Origin of the sequence: Streptomyces sp. NPDC048211 (assembly GCF_043202315.1) — a bacterium.
Taxonomy (GTDB): domain Bacteria; phylum Actinomycetota; class Actinomycetes; order Streptomycetales; family Streptomycetaceae; genus Streptomyces.
In genome coordinates, this window is record NZ_JBIDAD010000001.1 from 1191947 (window position 1) to 1204625 (window position 12679).

A 12679-nucleotide genomic window follows, 5' to 3' on the forward strand; every position below is an offset into this window, starting at 1 on the left:
TGATCTCAGTTGGCTGTCAGAGTGACGGCACTCAGGTCATGCGTTCTCACGCGGACGGCTCTGCCGGACCCGCGTCGAGGCCACGAACCCGCAGGGAGCACGTCCCTTGGCTGCCATCGCCCGCTGGTGCGTCACGCACCGCCTCCTCGCCGTCCTCATCTGGCTGCTCGCCCTCGGCGGCACGGCGGCCGCGGCGGTGTTCGCGGGTTCCGCCTACTCCAACGACTACGAGGCGCCGGGCACCGAGTCCGGGCGGGCGGCCGAGCTGCTGAAGAACGGCTTCACGGATCTCGGCGGTGACACCGGCACCATCGTCTGGCACACCGACGACTCCACCGTGCGGGCGGCGGACGTCACCCAGAAGATGACCGCCACCCTGCACGCCGTCGAACGGCTGCCGGGCGTCGGGGCCGTCGAAGGGCCCTACACGGACCCCGGATCCGGCCGGATCAGCCCCGACGGGCACACCGCCTACGCCACCGTCACCTTCGACCGGCAGGCGGACGACGTGCCGGCCGGGCAGGCCCGGGCCGTCGTCGACACCGCGAAGGCCGCCGCGGGCGAGCACCTCCAGGTGGAGCTGGGCGGCTCCGCCATAGCCCTCACCGAGGCACCGGCCGCCCATCTCAGCGAGGCCGTCGGGGTGGCCGTCGCCGCCGTCGTCCTCTTCCTCGCCTTCGGCTCGCTCGCCGCCAGCCTGCTGCCCATCGCCACCGCCCTCGTCTCGGTCGGCACGGCGTACGCGGGCATCGTGCTGCTCGGACACGTGATGACCGTCGCCGACTTCGCGCCCATGCTGGGCATGCTGGTGGGGCTCGGCGTCGGCATCGACTACGCCCTCTTCATCGTCACCCGGCACCGCAGAGGGCTGCGGCGCGGCATGACCGTCACCGACGCGGCGCAGCACGCGGTCGCGACGACGGGCCGGGCGGTCGTCTTCGCCGGGGCCACCGTCTGTATCGCCCTCCTCGGCATGCTGATCCTGCGGCTGAGCTTCCTCAACGGTGTCGCCATCGCGGCGTCGCTCACCGTCGTGCTGACCGTGGCGGCATCCGTGACGCTGCTGCCCGCGCTCCTGTCGCTCATCGGCATGCGCGCGCTGAGCCGGCGCGAGCGCGGACGGCTGGCCGAGCACGGCCCGCAGCCGGAACTGCCCACCGGCTTCGCGGCCCGCTGGTCCGCCTTCGTGGAGCGGCACCCCAAGCTGCTCGGCGGCCTCGCCGCCGTCGTGATGCTGGTCCTCGCGCTTCCCACGTTCTCGCTCCACCTGGGCAGTTCCGACCAGGGCAACAACGCGAAGTCCTCCACCACCCGGCAGGCGTACGACCTGCTGGCGAGCGGATTCGGCCCCGGCGTCAACGGCCCGCTGACCGTCGCCGCACACCTGGACGGCGCCGACGACCGGCTCGCGATGGACTCCCTGCCTGCCACACTGCGCGCCACCGACGGGGTCGACCGGGCCTACCCGGTGACGTACAACTCCAGCGGCGACACCGCGTACGTCACCGTCGTCCCGGACTCGGCACCGCAGTCCCGGCAGACCAGCGAGCTCGTGGACCGGCTGCGGACCGACGTCCTGCCGAAGGCGTCCGAGAACACCTCGCTCCAGGCCCATGTGGGCGGTGTGACGGCCAGCTACGACGACTTCGCCCAGATCATCATCGGCAAACTCCCGCTCTTCATCGGCGTCGTCGTCGGCCTCGGCTGTCTGCTCCTGCTGATGGCCTTCCGCTCGGTCGGCATCCCGTTGAAGGCGGCGGTGATGAACGTGGCGGCGGTGGCCTCCTCGTTCGGCGTCGTCGTCGCCGTCTTCCAGTGGGGCTGGGGCAGCGAACTGCTGGGTCTGGGCAGTGCGGGGCCGATCGAACCCTTCCTGCCGGTGATCATGGTGTCCGTGCTCTTCGGCCTCTCGATGGACTACCAGGTGTTTCTGGTCGGCCGGATGTACGAGGAGTGGCTGGAGACCGGAGACAACCGGCGGGCGGTCAGGGTCGGCCTGGCCGAGACCAGCCGGGTGATCAACTCGGCCGCCGTGATCATGATCTCGGTCTTCCTCGCCTTCGTGCTCAGCGGTGACCGGGTCATCGCGATGTTCGGCATCGCGCTGGCCGCGGCCGTTGCCCTGGACGCCTTCGTCCTGCGCACCCTGCTGGTCCCCGCCCTGATGCACCTGCTGGGCGGGGCGAACTGGTGGCTGCCCGGCTGGCTGGACCGGCGGCTGCCGCGCATCAGCATCGAGCCGCCCGACTGCGGTTCGTCGCGCGCGGAGGTCCCGGGGGAGTACGCGGACGGGGCCGGGAGCGATGACGTCGCGGCGACCGTCGAGCGCGTGCGCTGAGCGCAGCGGGTCGCGGTGCTCGCCGGATCACCGTGACCTGCGGTGTGACACACGACTCGGTGACCGGCGGCGCGGGCGCCGCCACGGCGGGCCCGGCGGGCCCGGGGCGGGGCGGGAGAGCCGAGCCCGGACGGTGCGTTAAGAGGGTTCTCATCTGCCGCACCTAGCGTGCGGCAGATGAACCCCACGACTCCCCCTACTCCCACCGCTCCCGTCGCCGAGGGCGACGGCGGGTCGAAGACCACCGCGCGGACGACCCTCGACAAGACCACCGGCACGGGCACGGACACGACGGCCGGGAGCACCACCGGGAAGGACGCCACCGACACCGCCGCGACCAGCGGCACGGCGACGCGGCTCGACAAGGCGGGCCCGGAGTCCGGCGCCGACGCGGAGCAGGATCTCGACGAGGATCAGGACCTCGGCCCGGATACGGACATCTTCAAGGACGAGGACGACGACGCGTCGGACAAGGAGTCCTCCGGCCTCGCCACCGCCGCCGCGGCCGTCGTCTCCGCCGGACTGGGCGTCGTCTCGCTCACCGGAGCCTGGAGCGGCCGGGTAGCCGCCGAGCGCGAGACGCTGATCGGGCAGATGAAGACCTCGTCCGGCGGGTCCGCCGCACAGCAGATCTCCGAGATCTACGGCGACGCGTGGCACGCCACCGCCCTGGTCAACGGCCTCTTCGGCCTGCTCGCACTGCTCGTCGGCGTCTACGTCCTGGTCCGTCCGGCGTTCGGCGCCCCGTCCGCGCACCCGCAGCCTGGCTGGATCCGCGCGGTCGCCAAGGGGGGAATCGCCCTCGCCGTCCTGGGTATGCTGATCGCCGTGTGCATGTACTTCGACCTCATCGTCGCCCTGCCGACGGCCCCGGCGACGGCGGGCTAAGGGCTGTCCCGCAATTCCTGGTGGATCAGCGCACGGCGTCAGATGCGGTGCATCGCAAGGCGGAGAGGCGCCCGCATACTGGATGTATTCGGGTGTTTCGACAACGCGGCGAGGTGCCGTAGCTGTCGTCGTGCGCCCGCCAGGAATTGCGGGACAGCCCTTAGGTGTATTGACCCTCGGCGTCCGCACGACGGACCGCGGAGGCCGTTGCGGCGACCCGGCCCCGAGCCGGTTCTGTCCGCCTGTGGAGATCACGGTTCCTCCCGTACGTCACCCCGAGGTGCGGTCTAAGGCATGCGCGGGCGCCCCGGCCGGGCCCGTGCGGCGGAGTAAGCCCCTCCCTAAGGCCCCCTGCCGCCACAGATGCGGAACTCGCCCGATGCGGCACCACCCCCTGGGGGACGAGAGTGGTGGCACGGCAGAAGCACTGCCGCCACCGAGGCCCAACGGGCCCGTCCCCAGGGGGAATCACATGTACGAGCTGGAACTCCACAAGATCATGGCAGCCGAACTCGTCCGCCGCGCCGACAACCAGCGGCTCGTCCGGGAGGCCCGCCGCGCCCACAAGGAGGCGCGGGGAACCGCACGCCGGGAACGCGAGAGGACGGTGAGCGCGGAGAGGGACCGGGAGCAGTTCGCGCACGCCGCGTAAGGACGGACGGCCATGCCTGTCCGACTTCCCGGCACCGCCCTGTCGGACCCATGTGCGATGCTCGGCGACGTGGAGACCAGGTCAGTCAGTCCCGTGTTCGTAGGCCGCACAGGTGAACTCACCGCACTCGCCGACGCACTCGCCCGCGCCACCGCCGCCGGCACCGCCCCGGCCGGCGGCGGCGGCGGCGAGCCGCAGGCGCTGCTCGTCGGCGGCGAGGCAGGTGTCGGCAAGACCCGGCTGGTCGAGGAGTTCCTCGCGGTGGCGGTCCGCCGCGAGGCCGTCGTCGCCGTCGGCGGCTGCGTCGAGATCGGAGCCGACGGCCTGCCGTACGCCCCCTTCTCCACCGCCCTGCGAGCCCTGCGCCGCATCCTGCCCGAGGAGATGGCCGCCGCCTGCGCGGGCCAGGAGGGCGAACTGGCCCGCCTCCTTCCGGAGCTCGGCGAGGCCGGCCGGGACGCGGCCGACGAGCACGGCACCGCCCGTCTCTTCGAGCTCACCGCCAGACTCCTGGAGCGCATCTCGGCGGACCGCGCCGTCGTGCTCGTCCTGGAGGACCTGCACTGGGCCGACTCCTCCACCCGGCACCTGCTGGCCTACCTCTTCCGAACGCTGCGCAGCGGCCGCCTCGTCGTGATCGGCACCTACCGGGCCGACGACATCCACCGCCGCCACCCCCTGCGCCCCCTGCTGGCCGAGCTGGACCGGCTGCGTACCGTACGCCGCATCGAGCTCTCCCGGTTCAACCGGGCCGAGGTCCGCCGCCAGCTCGCCGGCATTCTCGCGGGCACCCCCGAACCCGCCCTGGTGGACGAGATATTCGAGCGCTCCGACGGAAACGCCTTCTTCGTCGAGGAGCTCGCCTGCAGTCTGGAGTGCGGCGACGGGGACGGGCTGCCCGACTCCCTGCGCGACCTCCTCCTCGTCCGCGTCGAGGCGCTCTCCGACGACGCCCAGAAAGTCGCCCGCACCGTCGCCGAGGGCGGTTCCACCGTCGAGTACGAACTGCTGGCCGCCGTCGCGGGACTCGCCGAGGACGAGCTCATCGAAGCCCTGCGCGGAGCGGTCGGCGCCAATCTGCTGCTCGCCACCCCGGAGGGCAACGGCTACCGCTTCCGGCACTCCCTGGTCCGCGAGGCCGTCAGCGACGACCTGCTCCCGGGCGAGCGCTCCCGGCTCAACCGCCGCTACGCCCAGGCCCTGGAGGCCGACCCCGCCCTCGTCCGCGACGGGGAACGCGCCACGCGCCTGGCCAGCTACTGGTACGGGGCGCACGACCCGGCCAAGGCCCTGCCCGCCGTACTGAAAGCCTCGGTGGAAGCCCGCCACCGCAACGCCTACGCCGAGCAGCTGCGGCTGCTGGAAAGGGCGATGGAGCTGTGGGACGACGTCCCCGCCGAGATTCGCGCGACGCTGCGTCCCATCGACTACGCCGAGGTGTACCCGGCCTGCAGCCGTGACGGCTCCACCCCGCTGAGCCATCTCGACCTGATGGCCGAAGCCACCGTCGCCGCCCGCTTCGGCGGAGAGCGCGAACGGGCCCTCACCCTCTGCAAGAAGGCCCTGCGCATCCTGGAGGGCGAGGACGACGCCCTGCGCGCCGCCTGGTTCTGGGTCCAGCGCTCCCGGCTGGTCCAGGACGTCGCCCGGGGCGACGGCTGGGAGGAACTGGCGAGGGCCGAGGAGCTGGTGCGGGGCCTGCCCCCGTCCGCCGTGCACGCGGACGTCCTGATGAGCGTGGCGGGCTGGGGCGCCCTGCACCGGCCCGGCGCCGAGACCCTCGCCGCGGCCGACCGGGCCGTGGAGTACGCCCGGCTGGTCGGCGACGAGTACATCGAGCTGCACGCGCGGCTCACCCGCGGCTGGCTGAACGCCGATGCCGGAGCCGTCGACGAGGGCATCGCCGAGATGTACGCCGTCCGCGACCGGGCCGACGAGCTGGGTCTCGTCGGCATCATGGGGCGCGCCAGTATCAACCTCCCCTCCACCCTCGAAGCCATGGGCCGCTCCCTGGACGCGGTGGCCGCGGCCGACCACGGCATCGAGGTCTGCCACAACCACGGTGTCGCGGACATGGAGGCATGGGCCCGCTCCAACCAGGCGATGTCGCTGTTCTCCCTCGGCCGCTGGGACGAGGCCCTGGCCACCACGGAGGCCGCCGCCCGCAAGGCGCTGTCCCGCAAGTCCCAGGGTCTGGTCGCCGCACGCCGCACCGAAGTGGCGTTGGCGCGCGGGGACATCGCCGAGGCGGAGAGCCAACTCGCCCTGGCCAGAAGGAGCTTCGGCTCCAGCGATCCGCAGCCGCAGCACGTCGTCAACCTCGTCCGCCACGCCCTCACCATCGCTGTGCAGCAGGGGAACCTCACCGAGGCACGGGCGGCCTTCGAGGCCCAGGCGGCCGAGGGCTTCCCGACCGGCACCCAGCGGTACGCCTTCCCGCTGCTGCACGTCGTCGCGGCGGCCGAGGCCGACGCACGGGGGCTCCCCGCCACCGAACCGGGCAGACCGGGCATCCTCGAACTCGTGCGCGGCCACCTCAAGCGGCTGCCGACGCTCGTCCCCATCTGGGCCGCCTACGCCGTGCTGATCGACGCCGAACTGGCCCGCGCCGAAGGCCTCGACACCCCCGGCCACTGGTCCCGGGCCGCCCAGGCATTCGCGGAACTGCACCGTCCGTACGAACTGGCGCAGATCCGCCACCGCTGGGCCGAGGCCCTGCTCATCGCCTCCGGCGACCGGGCCGCGGCCACCGCCCTGCTGCGGGACGCCCACGGCACCGCCCGGAGCCTCGGGGCGCGCCCGCTGACCGAGACCATCGAGCTGCTGGCAGGCCGTGCCCGTATCACCCTCACCGGCCCCGACACCGCTCACGGCCCCGCAGCGGCCTCCGGCGACGCGATCCCGGTGGCCGTGACCGTCCCGGACCACGGTGACGAGCAGGGCGCCCGGCACCACTCGGAGGATCAGCTCAGGGCCGCCGCGGCCGCCGCGGTGGAGTCCTTCGGGCTGACCCCGCGCGAGCAGGACGTGCACCGGCTCGTGGCCGCCGGTCACACCAACCGCAGGATCGCCGAGGAGCTCTACATCTCGCCCAAGACCGCGAGCGTGCACGTCTCCAACATCCTGGCCAAGCTCGGCGTCACCGGCCGCGGCGAGGCGGCCGCACTCGCCCACCGGCTGCGGCTGTACCGGGAGCCGAAGGGGGACGTGCAGGGCCGATAGGCATCGAGTCACCGGAAGGGCTGAGGCCGGCTGGGCCCGCACTCACGCTCTCGGAGGGAACCGGGCAGGTGCGTACATTCTCTGGTGCTCGCGGTACGAGCGGGCGAGGTGGTGCTGGAGCCGGATGTGTCGGAACTGGTACACCGCGCCGGTTTGGCGCAGGACACCCCGGCGGTATGCGTCGTCCAGGAAGGCCACCGTGTCCCAGGGCAGTTTGGCGGTCAGGGGCAGCCACACCCGGGACAGGACCAGCCACCGTCCCCAGGCGGTGAACGAGAGTGCGTACGAGCATGTGCCGCCGATCCCGCCGACGGCACCGATGACGAGCGCGCTCGTCACGTCCCAGACAAGGGGTCCGACGATTCCGTCCAGCAGGCCGGCGATCAGGCGCCCGCCGACCGCGATGGTCGCGGTGAGCATCGGGACCAGTACGAGGACCTGCCGGACCACCGTCGTGCGGTTCGAGGCCAGGAGATCCGCCGGGGTGGCCGCGGAGGACACGTCCAGCGGCGCCTCGAACATGGCCACGGCCCCGAAGACCAGCCCGGCAGCTGTCCCGAGGATCAGGCCGAGGACCAGCATGTTGATGAGGGTGGCTTTGATCACCAGTTCGTTGGCAAGTGGGATGCCGTAGTAAAGCCAGCGCTGGAGGGCGAAGGCCAAGGCACATCCGACGCCCATCACGAAACCACCCGGCAGTACGGCAGCGAACCGGGCGAGGAACGTGCGCGCTGGTCTGCGGCCTGCGGCGGTGCCCCCGCCGTGCAGCCGCAGCCGCACGTGAGCGGGTTCGAAGGCCGTGCTGCCGAAACGGGTCAGGATCGAGTGGACACACCCGAAGGCCAGACCGGCGGTCGCCCCCATCAAGCAACCCGACACAAGGGTCTCGCCGACCGGGAACGGTATGTTGACCAGGCTGACGATCCACACGGCGAGCGCGACGCAGAAGGCAGAGGAAACCGCCACCGACATCAGTCGTGTGGACAGCCGCTGCGAATCACCGATCCGCCACCACGCGAGGTCCTGCTGGTCGCCGTCGAGCCGGGCCAGATGGTGGGCGAGAAAGCCGAGCCAGCGCTCGGCGCGCTCCGGATCGCACTGCCGTTCCTGGTGGCCGGTGGCGTCGCGCTCGGCGATGTGGTGCCGGTAGACCGTCGGCACGAAGCCCGTCAGCAGGTGCTCCTCGAGCGACTTCTCGTCGGGGAAGCGCCCGGTATCCAGCAGCTCCGCCGGATTCCTGTCGCGTGCCTCGCTGTACATCGTCCGTGCCAGGACGACCATGAGCGGGGTGCTCAGGACCCTGGCCAGGGCGGCCGCCCCGCTTTCCCCCGCGTGCAACCGGTCCAGCACGGGGGACCAGACCGGTGCGGTGCCGTCGTTGCCGCGGGGGACCGCCCGGGCCGTCAGCGGCAGGTAGTCGGAGAGGTCCTTGAGGGTGAGATCGGTCAGTTCGAGGCCGGCGGCCCAGATCAGCGGAGCACCGGCCTCCTGCACGGCCTCGGCGAACTCGTCGCTTCGGGTGGTCAGGACGAGCGGCAGAGAGGTGGCGTTGAGCACCTTCAGGGCCGTACTGCGCAGACCCTCCGCGATCTCGTCGAAGCCGTCCAGGACCGGCAGCACGAGATCCGCGTCGACCAGGGCCGCGGCCAGCAACGACCCATTGGGGGTCCGGCGGGTGAGATGCGGGTGGTCGCGCACCAACCGGTCGACCAGCCAGTCCCGCAGCGCGACGGCCGTGGGATCCCAGGAGCCGATGCTGAAGAGCACCGGCACCCGGTTGTGCGGCTCGCGGGCCTCCAGTTGGTCCAGGACGAACCTGATCGTCAGGATCGACTTGCCGGATCCGGCCCGGCCGAGGACAACGAGCCGCCCGGACCCGATCCGCCGGTAGACCTCGGCCACGCTGCCCAGATCGCCACTCAGGTCCATGCGGTCCGGTGTCGCTCCCGGCGGCTGACGCTGGATGGTCACCGGACGGTCGGTCAGCAGTTCGGGGGCGCTCTTCCAGCGCACCGGAAGCGGAAAAGGGTCATGCACCTTGCGATGTTCTTCTTCGCGCCGCCAGCGGCGCCGGATTTCCCTGGCTAATTCGGCGGCAACGGTGGCGAGTTCACCGTGAGCAGGTGAAGCGGTGGGAGTGAGGCCGACATGTGGCGCGGGAGCCATTGCGGGAATCCGCTCAGGGCTCGGTCCGGGAATCCGTGGGTCATCCTGCCCGGAGTTCTGTGCGGGTACGGGTAGGACAGTGTGCGTGGATTCCGGTACGGCGGCGGATATCGGTGCAGGGGCGGGCGCGGGTTCCCCGGCCGGTACGGCCTCCGACCTCGCGAGCGTGGCGGCGAGCAGCCGACGGTCCTCGGGCCCGGCCTCCAGCGCGTCCGCCAGCATGTTCACCGTCCCCAGCCGATGGTCGCCGGGTCTGCCGTTCTCCAGTCTGCGGATGGTCCGCACGCTCACGCCGGACAGTGTCTCCAATTGTTCCTGCGTGAGCCCAGCTTGACGTCGTAGTCGACGCAGCAGAGTGCCGAGCTGATCCGCCACTTCGACTTCCCTTCGCCACCGAGCACGTCCCGACGACCCTACCGGCGGCGACCGGTCATATATGGCCGGTCACCTGTCCTGTTCGCCGGATGGCGTGAACAGCACGATCAGTGGTGCCCGGACAGTGCGCCGAGACGGAGCGGCGCTCCCTGCGGGGCACCCCGGAGGCGGACGGCGTCCACGGGGCAGGACCGGCACCGGCGTCCGACCTGATCGCCTCTCATGAACCTTTTCTGCAGCAACTCATGAGGAACTGACATGGTCTATCGATTCTGGTGCGGAGAATGCGGATTCAAGACCCCTTGGCTCGCCGAGTCAGAGGGCGCACAACGCCAACTGGATCACTACAACAAGCAGCACCCGGGGATTCACGCCGGTGGCCATGTGGAGACCGGTCGAAGAAATCCACAGGATAGCCGTATCAGCGGTCTCGCCTGCCTCCAAGTGGCGGGCTTGCTCGCCCTTCTGCTGATTATCGCGGCCGCCTATCGGCGCTGATGCGTGGTCGAAGCCCACCGACAGTCGGAATGACCGACCGAAAGAGACAGGACACAGAATGAGAATGCGCGATGATTCCGGAGCAGCCATCGAGCCCGGCGCGGCGAACCGCTCCACCGGTGGCCCCGCCCGGCCCACCTCGTGGGTGCGCGGCCGCCGTCGCCGGCTGGTGCCGGTGGCCGCCGCTGCCTGCCTGCTGATGACCGCTGTCGGCACGGCGACCGCCGCTGTCCCGGCCACCGGCTCCGCGACCGCCGGGATATCGACCGCCGCCCAGTCCCCGGCCGACATTCTGCAGGCCGGCGCCCAGCAGGGCATCGCCGACGGGTACCCGGGCGTGATCGGCATGGTACGGAAGGGCGACACCGCCCAGTACATTCGCGCGGGCCTGGGTGATCTCACGAACAGGGTGCCCGCAGACCCGAAGGCCAAGTTCCGGATCGGCAGCAACACCAAGGCGTTCACCGCCACCGTACTGCTTCAGCTGGTGGGCGAGGGGAAGCTCTCGCTGGCCGATACCGTCGCCAAGTGGCTGCCCGGAGCGGTCGCCGCAAATGGCTATGACGGATCGACCATCACGATCCGTCAGTTGCTCAACCACACCTCGGGCCTGCCCGAGTACATCGGCAGGGTCTACTCCGTCGGTTCCGATCCCAACAAGGCCTGGGCCCCCCAGACTCTGGTCGACATCGCCCTGGCCCAGCATGCGCCGGTCGGTGAGCCGGGCGAGAGGTTTGGCTACTCCAACGCCAACTACGTGCTCGCGGGCATGGTGATCAAGGCTGTCACCGGGGAGGACGCGGGCACGCAGATCCAGCGGCGCATCATCGAACCGCTCGGTCTGCACGACACCGGCTTCCCCGCCACAGATCCCGCGCTGTATGGCAACTACCTGCGCGGTTACGCGATCCAGGCGCTTATTTTCAGGCTCGACGTCACGGTCTCCAACGTGCAGGTCGGCGGGGCCGCCGGGGCCATGGTGTCGACACTGGACGACATGGCCACGTTCTTCCGGGCTCTGGTTTCGGGGAGTCTGCTCGGGCCGGAGCTCACGGCCGAACTCAAGACCACCGTCCCGGCGGCCACGGATACCGACTACGGGCTGGGCGTCGAACACATGAAACTGCCTTGCGGGCAGTGGGTCTGGGGGCACAACGGCGCGGTGCTCGGCTACTTCAGCGAGTGGTTCACCAGCGACGACGGCGAGAAGCAGGTGCTGCTCGCGAACAACGAGTACCACCTGGCCGGCGGCACCAAGGGGCAACTGGACACCACCAAGGCCGCGACCGAGGCGTTCTGCGCCTTGTGAACGGCCGTCATGACGGCGACAACTGCTTCGCAAGCGCTTCCCGTTCCCTGAGAGGACGCACGATGAAGTTCCTGACGACCATCCGGTGGACCCGGGCCCGAACCGCCGCGGCCACCGCCGCGCTGACGATGACGGTGACCCTCGCTGCACCGCTCGCCCACGCCGACGGCGCCGCCCCGCCGATGCTGACCGACGGTTACGGGCTGACCCAAGTGGCCGGGGGCGCCGAGGTGTACTCGGACACCGACTTCAGTATCACTGTGACCACCCCTCAGGTAGCGGGGAAGCACAAGATCCGTATCTTCCTGCCCAGCGGATACCGGGCTGCCCCGGACAAGCGCTGGCCGGTGGCGTACTTCCTGCACGGCGGGCCCGGGAATCCGGACGACGCCGCGGCCGCCCCGGCGCTGCACTCGGACTCGATGATCACTGTGGTGCCGGACGGAGGCCGCAAGGGCTGGTATGCGGACTGGCTCATGCAGAACACCGCAGAGGGTGCGGCGAACTGGGAGACGTTCCACCTGAAGCAGGTTGTCCCCTTCATCGACGCCAATCTGCGGACCCTCGCCGACCGGGGTCATCGAGCCGTCGTCGGCCTGTCGATGGGCGGGTTCGGCGCCCTGCACTACGGCGAGGCCCGGCCCGACCTCTTCGGCCATGTCGCCTCTCTCTCCGGAGGCATCGACTTCGGCATGGCGGAGGTTCGCGCGGCGGTGCTGGCCACCGAACTCAACATCACGGGGGCCTGGTGCGCCGTGAGTACCTCCAGCCCGTCCGGGACGGGCGAGTGCACCGGTTACGGGCCCACGGTCGACAGCGACGCGATCTTCGGCTCCCCGTACGCGGTTCTGAACGCGGACCGGATCTGGAAGGCGGTCGACCCCGCCGCACCGGTCAATCTGGCCAAGCTCGCCGACACCGACGTCACGCTCTACTCCGGTGACAACGACCTGATCGATCACTTCACCGCGATCGCGGCGAGGAATGTCAAGGCCCGCATGGACACGCTCGGTCTGACCAGCCGCCTGGTCGACTACGGCAACGGGGCGGCACTCGCCCCCACCTGTGACGGAGGCCATAACTACGGCTGCTGGGCACCGGCGTTCGCCGACTACGTACCCCGCCTCCAGGACTCCTTCGACGCGGCGGGCTGAACAGGCGGGCGGCCGGCCCCGGGCGGCGAGGGCCCGGCACCACGACGGGACCGTGTCCTGGCACCACTGGAGGCGGG

The 12679-nt window shown here is 70.9% G+C and carries 8 protein-coding genes and 1 pseudogene; 7 read left to right on the forward strand and 2 right to left on the reverse strand.

Annotated elements, in window-relative coordinates:
- Window positions 1–106 precede the first annotated feature (106 nt).
- The 4 genes from ACGFZA_RS05475 to ACGFZA_RS05490 all read left to right on the forward strand — a co-directional run bounded on the left by ACGFZA_RS05475 (window position 107) and on the right by ACGFZA_RS05490 (window position 7100).
- Window positions 107–2338 (forward strand): MMPL family transporter, encoded by a 2232-nt coding sequence (locus tag ACGFZA_RS05475; protein ID WP_393677282.1) that lies wholly within the window; start codon window positions 107–109, stop codon window positions 2336–2338.
- Between the two features lie 177 nt (window positions 2339–2515).
- Window positions 2516–3226, forward strand: a complete 711-nt coding sequence (locus ACGFZA_RS05480; RefSeq protein WP_393677284.1) for a hypothetical protein — start codon at window positions 2516–2518, stop codon at window positions 3224–3226.
- A gap of 472 nt (window positions 3227–3698) precedes the next feature.
- Window positions 3699–3878 carry a hypothetical protein gene (locus ACGFZA_RS05485; protein ID WP_385284129.1) on the forward strand — a complete coding sequence of 60 codons (180 nt, stop codon included), beginning with the start codon at window positions 3699–3701 and terminating at the stop codon, window positions 3876–3878.
- Between the two features lie 57 nt (window positions 3879–3935).
- Window positions 3936–7100 carry an AAA family ATPase gene (locus ACGFZA_RS05490; protein ID WP_393677649.1) on the forward strand — a complete coding sequence of 1055 codons (3165 nt, stop codon included), beginning with the start codon at window positions 3936–3938 and terminating at the stop codon, window positions 7098–7100.
- Between the two features lie 42 nt (window positions 7101–7142).
- Here ACGFZA_RS05490 and ACGFZA_RS05495 read toward each other — a convergent pair whose 3' ends face one another.
- Both ACGFZA_RS05495 and ACGFZA_RS05500 read right to left on the reverse strand, forming a co-directional pair.
- Window positions 7143–9137 carry an NACHT domain-containing protein gene (locus ACGFZA_RS05495; RefSeq protein WP_393677651.1) on the reverse strand — a complete coding sequence of 665 codons (1995 nt, stop codon included), beginning with the start codon at window positions 9135–9137 and terminating at the stop codon, window positions 7143–7145.
- Window positions 9138–9500: 363 nt separating this feature from the next.
- A pseudogene (locus ACGFZA_RS05500) lies at window positions 9501–9641 on the reverse strand (helix-turn-helix domain-containing protein); the annotation flags it as partial.
- A 258-nt stretch (window positions 9642–9899) separates the two neighbouring features.
- On the opposite strand from ACGFZA_RS05500, the gene ACGFZA_RS05505 reads away from it, so the two are divergent.
- From ACGFZA_RS05505 to ACGFZA_RS05515, 3 genes are all read left to right on the forward strand, one after another.
- Complete coding sequence (locus tag ACGFZA_RS05505; protein WP_393677287.1) at window positions 9900–10139, forward strand: hypothetical protein; 240 nt, start codon at window positions 9900–9902, stop codon at window positions 10137–10139.
- A 64-nt stretch (window positions 10140–10203) separates the two neighbouring features.
- Window positions 10204–11448: a serine hydrolase domain-containing protein gene (locus tag ACGFZA_RS05510; protein ID WP_393677289.1), complete on the forward strand. Its 1245-nt coding sequence runs from the start codon at window positions 10204–10206 to the stop codon at window positions 11446–11448.
- Between the two features lie 62 nt (window positions 11449–11510).
- Window positions 11511–12602, forward strand: coding sequence for an alpha/beta hydrolase (locus ACGFZA_RS05515; RefSeq protein WP_393677291.1), 1092 nt, complete (start codon window positions 11511–11513; stop codon window positions 12600–12602).
- Window positions 12603–12679: the final 77 nt, after the last annotated feature.